The organism is Kamptonema sp. UHCC 0994 (assembly GCF_029167235.1).
In the GTDB taxonomy this organism is placed as follows: domain Bacteria; phylum Cyanobacteriota; class Cyanobacteriia; order Cyanobacteriales; family Microcoleaceae; genus Kamptonema.
In genome coordinates this window covers 1-15,208 of record NZ_JARFTR010000263.1, presented here as the reverse complement: position 1 = coordinate 15,208, position 15,208 = coordinate 1, and the positions used below count along the sequence as shown (strand labels likewise).

At 42.9% G+C, this 15,208-nt stretch carries 15 protein-coding genes; 10 read left to right on the top strand and 5 right to left on the bottom strand.

What is annotated here, in order from left to right:
* Positions 1-306 precede the first annotated feature (306 nt).
* Together PY364_RS23250 and PY364_RS23245 are read left to right on the top strand one after the other, a co-directional pair.
* Positions 307-2,460, top strand: a complete 2,154-nt coding sequence (locus PY364_RS23250; RefSeq protein ID WP_275526741.1) for a CHASE2 domain-containing protein — start codon at positions 307-309, stop codon at positions 2,458-2,460.
* 87 nt (positions 2,461-2,547) lie between these two features.
* Positions 2,548-3,150, top strand: coding sequence for a DNA N-6-adenine-methyltransferase (locus PY364_RS23245; protein ID WP_275526738.1), 603 nt, complete (start codon positions 2,548-2,550; stop codon positions 3,148-3,150).
* A 42-nt stretch (positions 3,151-3,192) separates the two neighbouring features.
* Here the strand turns inward: PY364_RS23245 and PY364_RS23240 are convergent, their stop codons facing one another.
* The 3 genes from PY364_RS23240 to PY364_RS23230 form a co-directional block, all read right to left on the bottom strand.
* Positions 3,193-4,494, bottom strand: a complete 1,302-nt coding sequence (locus PY364_RS23240; RefSeq protein WP_275526736.1) for an FAD-dependent hydroxylase — start codon at positions 4,492-4,494, stop codon at positions 3,193-3,195.
* Positions 4,495-4,601: 107 nt separating this feature from the next.
* Positions 4,602-5,369 (bottom strand): YebC/PmpR family DNA-binding transcriptional regulator, encoded by a 768-nt coding sequence (locus tag PY364_RS23235; protein WP_275526734.1) that lies wholly within the window; start codon positions 5,367-5,369, stop codon positions 4,602-4,604.
* A gap of 118 nt (positions 5,370-5,487) precedes the next feature.
* Entirely contained in the window at positions 5,488-6,129 is a 642-nt protein-coding gene (locus PY364_RS23230) for a histidine phosphatase family protein (protein WP_275526732.1), read from the bottom strand.
* A 453-nt stretch (positions 6,130-6,582) separates the two neighbouring features.
* On the opposite strand from PY364_RS23230, the gene PY364_RS23225 reads away from it, so the two are divergent.
* Positions 6,583-6,861, top strand: coding sequence for a hypothetical protein (locus tag PY364_RS23225; protein WP_007358374.1), 279 nt, complete (start codon positions 6,583-6,585; stop codon positions 6,859-6,861).
* 28 nt (positions 6,862-6,889) lie between these two features.
* On the opposite strand, the gene PY364_RS23220 is transcribed toward PY364_RS23225, so the two are convergent.
* Entirely contained in the window at positions 6,890-7,588 is a 699-nt protein-coding gene (locus PY364_RS23220) for an SAM-dependent methyltransferase (RefSeq protein WP_275526729.1), read from the bottom strand.
* 299 nt (positions 7,589-7,887) lie between these two features.
* On the opposite strand from PY364_RS23220, the gene PY364_RS23215 reads away from it, so the two are divergent.
* The 5 genes from PY364_RS23215 to PY364_RS23195 all read left to right on the top strand — a co-directional run bounded on the left by PY364_RS23215 (position 7,888) and on the right by PY364_RS23195 (position 13,259).
* The gene (locus PY364_RS23215) at positions 7,888-9,729 is read left to right on the top strand and encodes a bifunctional serine/threonine-protein kinase/formylglycine-generating enzyme family protein (RefSeq protein WP_275526727.1); all 1,842 of its coding nucleotides are present in this window, start codon (positions 7,888-7,890) and stop codon (positions 9,727-9,729) included.
* Between the two features lie 401 nt (positions 9,730-10,130).
* Positions 10,131-10,349, top strand: coding sequence for a hypothetical protein (locus tag PY364_RS23210; protein ID WP_275526725.1), 219 nt, complete (start codon positions 10,131-10,133; stop codon positions 10,347-10,349).
* A gap of 148 nt (positions 10,350-10,497) precedes the next feature.
* Positions 10,498-10,857 carry a hypothetical protein gene (locus PY364_RS23205; RefSeq protein WP_275526723.1) on the top strand — a complete coding sequence of 120 codons (360 nt, stop codon included), beginning with the start codon at positions 10,498-10,500 and terminating at the stop codon, positions 10,855-10,857.
* Positions 10,854-11,252 (top strand): HNH endonuclease signature motif containing protein, encoded by a 399-nt coding sequence (locus PY364_RS23200; RefSeq protein WP_275526721.1) that lies wholly within the window; start codon positions 10,854-10,856, stop codon positions 11,250-11,252. The genes PY364_RS23205 and PY364_RS23200 overlap by 4 nt, the downstream gene beginning before the upstream one ends.
* A 195-nt stretch (positions 11,253-11,447) precedes the next feature.
* Complete coding sequence (locus PY364_RS23195; RefSeq protein WP_275526719.1) at positions 11,448-13,259, top strand: polysaccharide biosynthesis/export family protein; 1,812 nt, start codon at positions 11,448-11,450, stop codon at positions 13,257-13,259.
* 68 nt (positions 13,260-13,327) lie between these two features.
* Here PY364_RS23195 and PY364_RS23190 read toward each other — a convergent pair whose 3' ends face one another.
* A complete protein-coding gene (locus tag PY364_RS23190) occupies positions 13,328-14,026 on the bottom strand; it encodes an SGNH/GDSL hydrolase family protein (RefSeq protein WP_275526717.1) in 699 nt (232 codons plus the stop codon).
* Positions 14,027-14,243: 217 nt separating this feature from the next.
* On the opposite strand from PY364_RS23190, the gene PY364_RS23185 reads away from it, so the two are divergent.
* Positions 14,244-14,501 carry a 2TM domain-containing protein gene (locus PY364_RS23185; protein ID WP_275526715.1) on the top strand — a complete coding sequence of 86 codons (258 nt, stop codon included), beginning with the start codon at positions 14,244-14,246 and terminating at the stop codon, positions 14,499-14,501.
* Positions 14,502-14,597: 96 nt separating this feature from the next.
* A complete protein-coding gene (locus PY364_RS23180; RefSeq protein ID WP_275526713.1) occupies positions 14,598-14,906 on the top strand; it encodes a DUF3181 family protein in 309 nt (102 codons plus the stop codon).
* Positions 14,907-15,208 lie beyond the last annotated feature (302 nt).

The following is a 15,208-nucleotide window of genomic DNA, read 5'->3' as shown; positions in this document are numbered from 1 at the left end:
GATCGCCTATATCGGTAACGCCGCCCTCTGGGCGGTAATTGACCGCCCAGAGGGCGGCGTTACGTAAGTTGAGCGAGTTTACACAAGCTTCAAGAAGAAACTGGAAGAAAAACTCGCCCTGATTTCTCGAAATAAAGGTTAATTGCCAAAAAAAGCCAGAGGTGCGATCGCGCCTCTGGTTGTTTTGTTTAGCGATCGGTTATCTTAAGAATTACCCGATAGCTTTTAACCCACTCTCCCTTCTTCCCGTTCCCTTCTCTCTTCTTCCTGTTCCCTTCTTCCTTCTTCCCTCTTCCTTCAACTTAGATGTTCAAGCGGCTCAGCAAAGCTTCAAACAATACGCGGAGAACCCTGAAAAAGTGGTGTAAACAACGGCGAGTATTCATTACCGCTTCAACTGTTGCTGGTACAGTTATTCTCCTACGTTCCTTCGCACTTTTGCAGTTCTCAGAATTAGCGGCTATCGATCAGTTTTTTCGCTGGCGGCCACTAGAATCGATTGATGAAAGAGTTGTGATTGTAGCAATTAACGAAGCCGATTTGCAAAAATTTGGCTACCCGATCCCCGATGGTGTGATGGCACAGTTGCTAGAAAAATTGTCCGCTGGTCAACCGCGAGCGATTGGTCTAGATATCTATCGAGATTTGCCCGTTGAACCAGGTTATGAAAAATTGGTTCAAGCTTTTGAAACTATCCCTAACTTGATTGGGATTGAGAAAAGCCAAGATGAAAATAACTTGGGGGTACGTCCACCTACCATTCTCAGCCAGCGAAACCAGGTAGGTTTAAATAATGTTGTTGTTGATGCAGATGGCAAAATACGCAGAGCTTTGCTTTATTCGTGGCCAGAAGGTGGAAAAAAGAGAGAAAGTTTAGCTTTGAAGTTGGCTTTAATTTACCTAAAAGCTGAAGGTATTAATCCTGAGCCAGCAACGAGTAATCCTAAATATTTGCAATTGGGTAAGGGTGTTTTTGAGCGCTTTGAACCTAATGATGGGCCTTACATTCGAGCTGAAAGTCGTGGCTATCAAATTTTGGCGAATCTTCGCGGCCCTGGTGGTAGTTTTCGCAGGGTGTCGATGGCTGAGGTCATGTCTGGGAAGATATCGCCTGATTTTGTGCGATCGCGTATTGTTTTAATCGGTTCGACTGCAACTAGCCTAAAAGATTTTCAGCAAACTTCCTACAGCGGCGGTTTATTGGATTCGCCTGAATCTATATCGGGAGTAGAACTTCAGGCTAATTTTTTGAGTCAGATTTTGAGTGCGGCCCTGCAAGGAAGAACGAGTTTTAAAGTCTGGTCAGATTTGGCTGAATGGCTGTGGATTTGGGGTTGGTCTTGGGTGGGAGCTTTTGTAAGCTGGAAGTTGCGATCGCCTCAACTATCGCTGCTTTTCCTTTTAGGAGTGGGTGTTGGTCTCACTACCAGTCTGTATTTGGCTTTCTTAGGGGGTTGGTGGTTGCCTTTAATTCCACCATTAATGGCGATCGCAGGGTCTGCGGCGGTCATAGTTGGCTATCTGGCTCACTTACAGGAAGAGTTCAAACGCTCGAAAGAATTTTTGCAAACTGTAATTAATACAATTCCCGATCCAATTTTTGTTACTGATATCAACCACCGCCGCATCGTTTTGAATCAAGCTTATTGCCGATTAATCGGTCAGCCGCTAGAAACGTTAATCAGCAAGACTGATTATGATTTATTTCCGAAACATGAAGCTGATATCTTTTGGCATCAAGATAATTTAGTGTTTGCTACGCAGCTAGAGTATGAAAATGAAGAAGAATTTACTGATGCCAGCGGCACGACACATTTGATTGCGACGAAAAGATCGCTGCACAAAGATGCTGCGGGTAATTTATTTTTAGTTGGTGCAATCAGAGATATTACTGAGCGCAAGCGTATGGAAGAAGAACTGAAGCAAAAAAATGCTGAACTTCTACTTTCTGAAGATCGCTTGCGCTATCAAGCCTATCATGACGATCTTACTGGTTTGCCGAATCGCCAATTGTTTCACGAAAGTTTGAGTGTGTCTATAAAACAAGCTTCTGTTAAAGATCAATTAGTGGCTTTACTATTTTTGGATCTGGATGGATTTAAGTTAATTAATGATTCTCTCGGACACGATATTGGAGATTTACTTTTAAAAGGGGTTGCGGAAAGGTTGAAAGGATGTTTGCGGGGTAGCGATACGATTTCGCGTTTAGGAGGCGATGAGTTTACTGTGATTTTACCAGGAATTCCCGGAAAGCCGGATGCAGCGAGAGTTGCTGAAAAAATTCTGGATGCTATTACTCAAGTTTTCGTATTTGAGGGAAATTCAATTTCGGTAACTACGAGTATTGGTATTAGTTTGTACCCTTTCGATGGTCAAGATAAGGAAACTTTGATTAAGAATGCTGATGCGGCTATGTATCGTGCTAAGGAACTTGGTAAAAACCGATTTGAGTTTTCTTGAGTTGTATAGTGTAACGCCGCCTTCTAGGCGGCAAAGATGGCGGCGTTACTAATACTTTTGGGTAAGTTATATCAGAATATATTCTCTATGACAGCAGGAAGACAAGTAGTTAGCGAAAAGAAAGATTGGGGTACTCCCAAGAAATATGTTGATGCTGTCAAAGAAGTTTTTGGCGGTGTTATTCATTTAGACCCCTGTTCTAGTCCTTTTTCAATAGTTGAAGCCAAGATAGAGTATAAACTTCCTGAGTGCGACGGACTGTCACAATTTTGGAATTTCCCCACAATATACGTTAATCCACCTTATGGTAATGATGTAGAACGGGGCACAAAAATAATAGATTGGCTGCGTAAATGTGAAGAAGCGAATAGAGTATTTCAATCTGAAGTAATAGCACTTGTACCAGTTGCTACTAATACAGGACATTGGAAGGAATGTATTTATGGCAAAGCAACGGGTATTTGTTTTCTCTACGATACAAGATTGAGGTTTTTGGTAGATGGCAAAGATGAAGGCAAAGGGGCTCCTATGTCATGTGCAATGATTTATTGGGGGACAAACTTCCCATGTTTTTTTGATGTGTTCATAAAATATGGTGCTGTAGTCAACATTGAAAGTTTGTACGGTGTAAAAATTGGGTATGTCAAGGACAATAGTAAATCAGTTAGGACTTACGCACACCTCACGTAACGCCGCCATCTTGGCGGTAAAGATACCGCCAAGATGGCGGCGTTACGGGTACTTTTGCGTAAGTCCTATACTTAATTCAGGAGCACGGCCAAATAAACCTGTCATTAGTCGTAATGCTAAGAGTCGCACGAGGGGGATTGTCCGTAAACTCCATAAACAAAGGCGGCGAAAAGCAATAATTGGAAGCCAAGTATTAGAGAAGAGGCGATCTAGAAAATCGGTGAATCCTAAAACTACTAAGTTTTCTTTTTTTCGCCAGCTTTCGTAGCGTTTTAATACTTGTAAATCTCCAATATCTTCACCTCGATCGTGGGCCGATCGCAATATTTGTGCGATCGCGGCCGCATCGCGAATCCCCATATTTAAACCTTGTCCGCCAACGGGATGGCAGCAGTGGGCGGCATCGCCAATTAATGCTAATCTGGGTAAGGCGTAGCGATCGCTCTGCATGAGCTGAACGGGAAATAGGTAGCGATCGCTAACTAATTCTAAACGCCCCAAAAGTCTGCCAGTCCGCTGTTCTAACAAAGCTAGAAACTCTTGTTTATCGAGTTCTTGCAAGGCTTTTGCTTCCGCGTGAGGTGCAGTCCAGACAACCTGACAGCGGTTTCCAGGGAGTGGCAATACCCCCATCGGGCCGCTGGGCCAAAAACGCTCAAAGGCGATATTATTGTGCGGTTTTTCTGTTTTAATGGTGATGGCAATGCAAGACTGCCAATATTTCCAGCCTTGGGTAGTAATTTTAGCTTCAGTGCGGATGTGCGATCGCGAACCATCGGCGGCGATTAACAACCGCGTGCGGATAGTCTGAGTTTCGCCGTTGATTTTTACTTCGACTTCGGCGCGATCGCTATAATATTGAACTTGTAAAACTTCAGCGGGACAAATCCAACTAAAATTAGGACATTTTGCTAAGCATTCTTGCAAAGCTGTCAGCAATACCCCATGTTCCCCCACATAACCGAGTGCTGTTTTGGGCACAGGCATTTTACCTATATTTCCTAAGTCTTCCCGATAGAATTGAACTATCCCTGGATAGTCGCCATCGCAGAGGTTAATTTGTTCAAAAGTGGTAATTTGTGGTAATATTTCTTGCCAAACACCAATACCTTCTAAAATCATTCCCGACATCAGAGAAAGTGCATAAGCTTGCCTTCTACTTGCTGCTACAGATGGCGTTTGAGTCTCAATTATTGTTACTTTTAAGCCGGAATCTTTTAAGGCACAAGCTAAAGTTGCCCCGACAATACCGCCGCCAACGATAGCGATGTCATAATCAAAGTCTTGTTTGGGTTGGGGTGTTTCTGATGGAGAAATTGTTGGCAAAAGTTGAGATAATGGCATTGCTAACTAAATTTTAAAAACTATAAGAAGAAGAAAGAAGGCTTATTTTGTAACGCCGCCTTCTAGGCGGTTATTTGACCCCCAGAGGGCGGCGTTACAAACAATTACTAAACCATAGTCATAGACATCAGTTCATCAGTCATTTCAAAGTTAGCCGTAACGCTTTGCACATCATCTAAATCTTCCAGTGCATCCATTAATTTTAGCAGCGATCGCGCCTTCTCTGGATTATCAACTTCTACTGAATTACTAGGAATCCAGCGAGTTTCTGACTGCATCACTACAAAACCCCTTTTTTTCAATACTTTACTAAGGTTTTCTAAGTTCGATACTTCAGTCAATACCTCTGCACCTTCGGTATCTTCATCTATTGATATCAACTCATAAGATTCTGCTTCTCCATCTAATGATGCTTCTAATAAGTCATCTTCATTAATGGGGCCGAACACCGTACAAACACCTTTTTGATCGAACATCCAACCGACACAACCAGTTTCACCCAAATTGCCACCATTCTTAGTAAAAGCTTCTCGCAAATCAGCCGCCGTGCGGTTACGATTATCTGTAAGTGCTTCAATTAAAATAGCGACACCACCAACACCGTAACCTTCATAACGAATGGCTTCTAATTCAGAATTCGGCCCCAGTTTACCTGCACCTTTGGCAATCGCGCGTTCAATGTTCTCATTAGGAATTGCCGCCGCCTTAGCTTTATCAATTGCCGTTCGCAGTTGAAAATTGCCAGCGGGATCTGGTACGCCGCTACGGGCCGCAACGATAATTTCGCGGGATATTTTAGCAAAAATTTTACCTTTTACGGCATCTACTCTAGCTTTTTGGCGTTTAATATTCGCCCATTTACTATGTCCAGCCATGTCGATAGAAGAAGGAAGAAGGAATAAGGAATAAGGAAGAAGGAAGAAGGAAGAAGGAAGAAGGAGAAATGGGGAGGCTTTCCCCAGTTAACAGTTAACAGTTAACAGTTAACTATTTTTAATTAAACCTGATATCAGCTTCAGTTTTGCTAAGGTGAGATGTGTCACCGTTAAGTTCCATTACCCATTTTCCATCATCGCGTATAACTTTGACTAAGCAACACAGAGAGGCATTAATTTCTGTTTCAACGACTCCCTGAACTAATCCCATTGTAGTACCTATAACCGATGCACCGTGACCAACGAGCAAAATATTTTCGGGAAATTCTGCGGCGACTCGCTTAGCAGTTTCGTCCGTGCGTTTAAGGCATTGTTCCCCAGTTTCGGGATAGTTAGGGATAATACTTGTGTAGGAGGGGTCAATTCTGGGGAAACGGTGGCATAATTCTTTGACAGATAGGGTTTCTGGCATTTCTGACATCCAGTCAGGATTGAGCCATTCACAAAGTCCCCACTCTAGTTTAATCGATAAGTCTAAGGTTTGGGCAACGTGATTTGCTGTTTGAACTGTTCGCAGGAATGGCGAGGCAAAAATGTGGGTAATTTCTTCACCTTTGAGGCGATTTGCTAGTTGTCTGGCTTGAATGTGTCCGTCATCTGAAAGGTGAGGATCGTAGCGTTTTTCTGCTGTTAAAAACCAGTCGGGGTTTACGAAGTCAATGCGGTTTCCGTGTCTTGCGATCCAGATTGTTTGAGGCATGAGTTATGGGATTGGGGTTGAGATTTTCGCAACTTTAATTTAAATTATATCGCGATTAAAGTTTTTCTAGCCATTTTTGTTACCTATTATAATTCAAGTCAATCTATTAATCAACTCAATTCAGAGAACAACCGCTCGATGACTACTTAACTATGACCGTAAGCTTGCCAGAGATGTATAATAGTGGAAAAGCGACGTGAGGACAGTTGACGAATTATACTAAATCCGGCTTAAATACCCCCTTTATTCTTTAGTCCGCGCAGGCGGACTTAGTTTGTGTAGTAGCGATTTCAATCGCCGAATGATAAAGGGGATATCAAACCCCGATTTAGTATTAACGGGCACTGTCTTCCGTAGCAGGTGAAATCACCTGATAGATTGGCACTTTTCTCCTCAATCTGTTACTCTAGATTAGAGAAAGCGCTGCGCGGTAAAACAGGAATTAACAGCACTATGAAAGTCAACACTGACACTCTGACTCGCTATCTACATCGGCTTCGCAATCAACAAGGATGGATGCCACTAAATGAAGTTGCAACTTCTCTCAATATAGACAGGGCTACATCTAGACGATACACCAATATGGTGATGGAATGGGGATTAGTAGATCGCCAGCAATTAGAAGAACAACCTACTCAAGTTCGTGCTACGGACAAACTAATGAAATTAGAATCAGGGGAAGTCCGCCGAGTAGTAGAGGCAAATTGTAACGAAGAACCTCCGTTGTTGTAAACTTGCTCTATATTTAAGGACAGAGTAGCTATTTTCCGCGCGATTGCTCTGTCCGCACTCGCAGCATTTGATTGCCACCATTTTGAAATTCATAGCATACTTCTTTGATTTCTCCAGTATATCCTTTTGCTGCTAATTCTTCGATCAATTCTGGTAGTAATGACACTGGTTCGCCAGAAATTTTTATGAGTGGAAATATCCGTACTTCTTGCGCGACGCGGCACATTTCCAAAATAGAGGCTAGGTGAAATTCTGCTGATAAGTGGTCGGCATAAGTAAATAGAAAATGGCTGCACAGTGCTAAATCAAACTGATGTTGATTGAAAGGTAGCAACGGCAATTCACCAGTTACATAACGACCTTCTTGTATTCCCAGGGGCAAATCTTCTAGAAATTGCTGCATTGCTATCATTCGCACTTCACCTAGTTGTTCTGGCGATTCGATATCTGTCCAATTGTAGCAGTTTAGATTTGCTTTAGTGCCGTCAACTACAGTTTGATAACATTCTTGAATGCGGCTGGCAATTTCATCGGCGGTAAACTCATAAATTGGGTCGCAAGAAATCACTTTATTGCCTTGGCGAGTCATTTCAGCATTGAAGCTAGCAGGGCCGCCGGCACAGTCGAGAATTGTTGACTGGCGATCGCTTGCTGTCAGGTGAAACATGGCGATGTATTCATCTAGGCTACGGCCCCAAGGTATTACTTTTTCAAGTTTGAATCCCATTTTTTAGTTAGAACGATAGTATTATAAATATTATATTCGTTATCGCTATTATGATAACTACAATAGCGCATCGGCTGACGGAAGTTCTTGGGAAACTGGCACAAATGATTACCTAGTGTTACGCGGTTTTGTGCGACTTGATTGCGATTTTTTGCCGCAGCGCCAGCCGCTACTGGTACTCTGTGGGTGACTTTGACTGAGGCTGAGGTTTTCGCGTAGCGGTGGTTTTGCAGCTTTATGCGTGCCTCTGACTTTTATGCGAAAATAAATCCTAATCTCCACTGCATCGTCAGAAAACTATGCTTGGTCAAAAGCTGCGCGATCGCTATCATATCCTCAAAATGCTGGGACAAGGTGGTTTTGGCGTTACTTACCTTGCCAAAGATTACGACTTACCGGGACATCCCCAATGTGTCGTTAAACATCTTAAACCAAAAAGCTCTGACCCCGCTGTTTTGGACATCGCCAGACGCTTATTTGACACGGAAGCACAAATTCTTTATAGATTAGGCAAGCTGCACGATCGCATCCCCACCCTTTCTGCTCACTTTGAGGAAAATGGGGAGTTTTATTTTGTCCAAGATTTTATTGATGGACATGACTTAACAAAAGAACTGCTACCAGGTGAAAAATTAAGCGAATCTTATGTTATTAGTCTCTTGCAAAATATCTTAGATATTTTAGCAGTTGTTCATCAGCAAAATGTTATTCATCGAGATATTAAGCCTGCCAATTTAATGCGCTGTAAAGATGGTAAAATAGCCTTGATTGACTTTGGGGCAGTCAAGGAAATTAGCGCTTTAGCGATTAATTCTCAAGGACAAACTAGCTTCACAATAATGATTGGCAGTCCTGGTTATATGCCAAGCGAACAAGCCAAGGGGAAACCTAAATTTTCCAGTGATATTTATGCAGTGGGAATGGTTGGGATTCAAGCATTAACTGGTCAAAATCCTAAAACCTTACCGGAAGATCAAATGACAGGGGAAGTGATTTGGCGAGATCGGGTTCAAGTGAGCCAAAATCTAGCTAATATTTTAGATAAAATGGTGCGCGACCATTTCAGCCAGCGCTATCAAAATGCAGAGGAAATATTGGAAGCAATTTTAGATTTATCGCTTAATGCCTCCCTAGATAGTGATTCAACAATTTCTGTTACAATACAACAAAAGTCGCCTTCACCGCCTGCCATTGTATTAAAAACTAATGCTTCTATAGACAATTTTTCAACAATTTCTATTACACCACAGCAAAAGTCGCCTTCACTGCCTGCAATTGTATCGAAAACCTTTGATTTTGAAACAGTAACAGTGAATTCAACCGGGCAAATCACCAACCGCCGCCAAAAACAAGGAAAGTTTTTTACAGAAAATACTGGTAATGATATCACCATAGAGATGATATCAATTCCAGGGGGTAGTTTTGTAATGGTTTCCCCCGATACGAAAGCAGAGGGACTTGACATTGAAGGGCCAGAGCATAATGTTACTGTCGCCTCTTTTTTTATGGGTAAATATGAAGTCACTCAAGAACAATATCAAGCAGTAATGGGAAATAACCCTTCTCGTTTCAAAGGCGCGAAACGTCCTGTAGAAAAAGTAAGCTGGTATGACGCTATAGCATTCTGCCAAAAACTTTCTCAAAAAACAGGCAAGAGTTATCGCTTACCTTCAGAAGCGGAATGGGAATATGCTTGTCGCGCAGGAACTAAAACACCTTTCTATTTTGGCGAAACAATCACCCCAGAATTAGTTAATTATAACGGCACTTATTCCTACGGTGCTGCACCCAAGGGACTGTACCGCCAACAAACAACGGATGTGGGGAGTTTTCCACCCAATGCCTTTGGATTGTACGATATGCACGGCAACGTCTGGGAATGGTGTGCAGACCCTTGGCACGATAACTATCAAGGTGCGCCGCAAGATGATAGAGTCTGGGATGAAACCCATAATGATAATCGTTACCAAGATTATGATTTATTAGTCAATATTAAGGATGATAACCGAACCAGGCTGCTGCGCGGCGGTTCGTGGTTCAACGATCCCGCCTTTTGCCGCGCTGCGATTCGCTTCAGCGTCGTTGCGCCGGACTATCGCAGCAGCTCTTTTGGTTTTCGTCTTGTTTGTGCGATCGCGTGAACTCCTTACCCCTTGACACTTTTGCCCTTTTGCGCTATGCACTTCTTCTCTTTACACTTGGGCGATCGCCTCTGGCAACTCGATTTATTTTTTGGAAAATCACTATCACAGTGCTAAGATTATTATTTTAATAAGAAAATTAAGTTCAAGCGTTGTCTACTACCCACTAACAACCGTACAAGATGCTAAACTCTGATAGTGAAGTGAGGTTGAGGAGTTCAGATTATTACACCCACACCTGAACAAAAAAATCAGTGTTATGTATTGTGTTGTTGGTTCACTAAGCTTTACTTGCCTATCAACGTTGTTCGGATGGATGAACGCACAGGAAATATATTTTTCCTAGCAGGTGAAGAAAATATCATAGAGATATACTCTAACGGACGATGGAGGTACATCGTATGAATAAGCCTAATTTTCAAACAATGAGTCAGAAAGAATTGCACGATTACTTTATCGCTCATCGGGATGATGAGGAAGCTTTTCATGCCTATGTAGACAAGCTACATCAAGAAGGCAATTGGATTGAAATGCCGGCCTTAGAGTCATTGCAAGATTTGGAAAAATATCCTGAATTTACCGATCGTTTTCGCGGCGGCTCTCAATCAGTCGCACCATGACCAATCCTTGAGTTAAACTAACCTTAAATGATAATAGAGGTAAATTGGATGAATGCGATCGCCAATTTCTTTCTAAAGTGCGATATAATTTAAATAAGAGTTTCAGTCAACCCAACAACCTGACTATTCCAAAATCTCAAAAAACAGAATGCAAATCATCCTAGAAGTCCCCGATCTTCTCGGCGAAAAACTGCAACTATTAGGCGATCGCCTCCCAGAAGCCCTCGATCGCGCACTTCGGGAATTCACCGCCACAGAAGAAAACATCCCCTACCAAAGCGATCGCCAAATCGTCGAATTACTTGCCAGTCAACCCGGCCCAGAAGCAATCCTCGCCATCCGCCCCACACCTGCATTGCAAGCCCGCATGAGCGAACTACTCGATCGCAATAAATCGGGTAATCTTTCTGCAAAAGAAGAAGTCGAACTCGATCGATACTTACTCTTAGAACATTGGGTGCGTTTAGCCAAAGCTCACGCCTACAAACGCTTACAGACATTAGCATGAGCTACGTACCAGCCACTTTGCGTCGGCTAGTAACCCAAAGAGCCGGAGATAAATGCGAGTATTGCCAATTTCCCCAAACAGCTTCACTTTTCGCCTTTGAAATGGAACACATCATTGCGGAAAAACACGATGGCATTACTGAGTCTGAAAATCTGGCATTATCCTGTCCTTATTGCAACCGTTTCAAAGGAAGTGACATAGGTTCGATCGACCCTGAGACAGGACAGCTAACTCCGTTTTTTAATCCCCGTCTCCAACAATGGTCAGATCATTTCCGGCTAGAAGGAGGAACGATCGTTCCACTGACTCCTGAAGGACGAGTAACCGCTAAAATTCTGCAATTCAACCTCTTAGAACGCATCCTAGAACGCCAGCAACTTAGCAATTCTGACTAATCCTTGAGTTAAACAGGACTTACGCACCCAACCTCATAAACCGGGTTTTTTTACGAAAATACTTCGCTGCTACCCACAGATGCTCTCAAAAACCCGGTTTCTGGGGCGACTTGCGTAAGTCCTATTAAACTAAGCTTAAATAGGGATGAAAAAATCACTCCGCAAGCTGGTAGGCGATCGTCAGGGGAATAAATTATGAGCAGAAATTATCATTTTCTCAGCAATAACAAGGGGCTGAAATACACAGGCCAAATAGTTAGAAGTCTGAGCTTGTCAAGCTTGCTGACGATGAGTAGCATCTTACCCAGCTTAGCTCAGTTGCCAGGAACTAGGACTCCAGCGCCCAATCCCAGACGGTTCGCACCCTTGCCAGTCCCTCCGCCACCGCGATCGCAGCAAATACCGAGTAACGATTTGGGCACGCGATCGCCGGAACAGGGTTACACTCTAGGAGCAGGCGATCGCATCAGTTTAGACATCATCGGTGTCCCCGAATTTAGCAAAGAATATCAGATCCTCGTCGATGGAACCCTCAATTTACCGCTAATTCGCAGCGTTTACGTGCAAGGACTTACCCAACAACAGGCCGCCGATGCGATCGCCAAACTCTACGACCCCTACATCACCGCCCCCATCGTCACCCTCACACTGATTCTACCCCGGCCGCTGACAATTGGCATCGCCGGAGAAGTCAGCCGCCCCGGTTCCTACAAAATCAGCGCCAGCAGAGAAGGCGAAGCAGTGAAATTTCCCACCTTGATCGAAATGCTGCAATTAGCAAAAGGCGTGACCCCCGGAGGAGATTTGCGGTTAATTCAAGTGCGCCGCCGCCAAAGAAGCGGATCTGAACAAGTAATTAACATCAACCTACAAGAATTTTTACAGACAGGAGATTTGCGCCAAGATATCACCTTGCGAGACGGAGATACAATTTTTGTTCCGAGTGTAACGGAAGTTAACAGTCAAGAAGTCCGCCAAAGAGCAAACGCTAATTTTTCCGCCGACATCACTCAACCTATTAGCGTTGTCATCGTCGGCGAAGTGAATCGCCCCGGCCCTTATACAGTATTTGCCTCAGATTTACGATCGACTAATCAGCAAACCCAACTAGGTTTTGTAGCGATCGATCAGCAACAGGGTACTTTAGTAGGTTTACCAACAGTAACTAGGGCGATTAAAATTGCTGGTGGCATTACTTTAGATGCCGATCTTCGCCAAGTACAAATACGCCGCCGCCTCAAAACAGGCAACGAACAAATTATTAGTGTTAATCTCTGGGATCTGTTACAAACAGGAGACATCAGCCAAGATGTGCTATTACAAGAAGGAGACAGTATTATTGTCCCAACTGCTGAAAATGTAGATATAGCTGAAATTTCCCAGATCGCTGCTACAAGTTTTTCTCCCAATTCAATTAAGATCAATGTTGTTGGGGAAGTTCTCAGACCGGGAACAGTGGAAGTTACGCCTAATACTTCCCTACATCAAGCATTGCTAGCTACAGGTAGTTTTAACCAAGTCCGTGCTCAAAAAAAGACTGTGGAACTGTTGCGTTTGAACCCCAACGGTACCGTTACTCGTCGCTCAATTGATGTGGATTTTTCCCAAGGTCTAAATGCAGAAAATAACCCCACACTTCGCAACAATGATGTCATTATTGTTCCTCGTTCTAGCTTAACTAGGTTAGCAGATAATGTCAATCAAATCTTACAGCCTGTATCAGGAATTGTCGGCATTATTACTGAGGTAACAGGATCGTTTACTGGGGTAGAGACAACTATCAATACTTTTCAAAGGTTATTTTTAGGGGGAGACTTCGATCGGCAAAATCAGCTCAGGCAAATTCGTCAACAGAATGAAGATCGACGGCGGGCGGAAGAGGAAAGGCAAAGGCAGAATGATATCCAGAATCAGCAACTTGAGCTTCAAAGACAGCTTCAGGAACAGCAACTCGATATCCAGAGGCAACAGTTGCAGCAACAGCAACAGCAACAGCAAAATCAGTAACGCCGCCTTCCAGGCGGTCAATTACCGCCTGGAAGGCGGCGTTACAATAATGTCAGAGTTCAAAAAGACTACTTAGAAATGAGGATTGTTGATAAGACTTGCCTGTATATATCCAGACCTTTTGCATTGAGGTGAACGCCATCTATAGTTAGACTTTCATTAAGGGCATGATCCTTAAATAATGCCTTTATTCCTGCTGCTTCAATTTGAACATTTTCTGACATAGATACTTGAGAAATAAGGGCATTAATTTCATCAACTCTGGTAATTGTTCCTGCCAAATTTGGCTTGTAGCTTGCTTTAACGGTTGAATAAAAAGCTGGAATCAGAATAATATGTTGAGTTCCCATTGAACGCAGCAGCGCGATTGCTTCTTTCATATTTTTGACAAATTCCTCGTCACTAATGCCGTACATAGCATCATTAGTACCAATAGCAATGATGGCTTTTTCGCATTTAAAGTTATTGGGAATTAAATCTTTAAGTTGCTCTAGCAGTGAAACTGAACTCATACCACCAATGGCAAAATTAAAATTTTGTTCGCCTAGAGAATCGCCTAGAGCAGAGGAAATAGAATCGCCCCAAACACAGCCTTGATATTGTCGATCTTTAGTCAAGTGCATCTGGTTGTCAACTGCAAGTTGCCACCATAATGTAGAGGTAACATTGTCTCTAAGTATTTCTGGGTTAGCTTGTACCCGATCGGGGATAGATGTACTGAATAATAGAGTGGAAATAGCTGAGAGCAACCAAAATTTAATTTTCATAATCAAGTAGATTGCGGTAATTTTTGTGATATACTATTAGTCTAATCTGTAGTCAGGATTTAGGGAGGTGTAACGAATCGTAACTGAAATTGCCAGCGATCGCATTACTTCCCTGTCTTGGGAGGGATACAATGTTGAAAAAGCTCCAACTAATATTAAAATAGATAACTAGCAAATTCCCTACCAGGGATAGAGAACTGTTCAGGAATTGAAAGTTATGCCTCCTCGTTGGCCCCGCAAACCAGACCGCCAAGATCCCGACTACCGCCGTTTAGATGACCGGATGAATTTTGCCATCCATTTTGCTCTGTTTGCTGCTGCCAATTCTAGCTTGTGGTTTTTCCACAATTTGCAGAAAGCTGAGTGGCCTTGGGCAACTTGGGTGACGCTAGGATGGACAGGGGTAATATTGGCACATGGAATTTATGTGTTTGCGATCGCAAATTATTCCCTTCCCAGCCAAAAGCCAGAATAATCTTAAGTATTAAGTAGCTAGAAAGAAGAATTAAAACCCTATTCTTCCTTCTTCCTTCTTCCTTCTTCCCTCTTCCCTCTTCCTTCTTCCTTAAATATGGCTAATACTAACACCACTCAAGAAATAGAATCCCTCGCCGCCGAAATTGGCGACAATATCTATATCGACGTAGCTAAGTGGCATTTGTATCTAAAAGATGCCCACTTGCATACAGTTGTTGCCGAACAACTCTATCCCCTGCTAACAAATCGTAATTTAGATACAGACAGAGTAGCCAAAGTTCTCCAAGGCATTCCTGTTAAATTAGGCGGCGGTAAACGAGAGATGCCTTTAGGAGATTTAGTACCGATGCAGTGTCAGGTTCAGCTAATGGATATTCTAGAGGAATTTCAGCGGCAAATGTGATTAAAACATTAAATTAAGAACTCAGGAGTCAAAGTTCAGAATTCAGTTGACTCCCCTTTATTATTTATTATTTGGCGGTTGAAACCGCTACTAAACAAACGAAGTCCGCCTACGCGGACTAAGAAATAAGGGGATATTTAATCTGGATTTGTTATGACTTCTGAATTCTAAATTTATATCATGTCCGCTTAAATACCCTTTATTCTTTAGTCCGCGTAGGCGGACTTTGTTTGTTTAGCCGCGATTTCAATCGCCTTTTCAATCGCTTTATTGTCATTGCGAGCTCCGCGAAGCAATCGCAG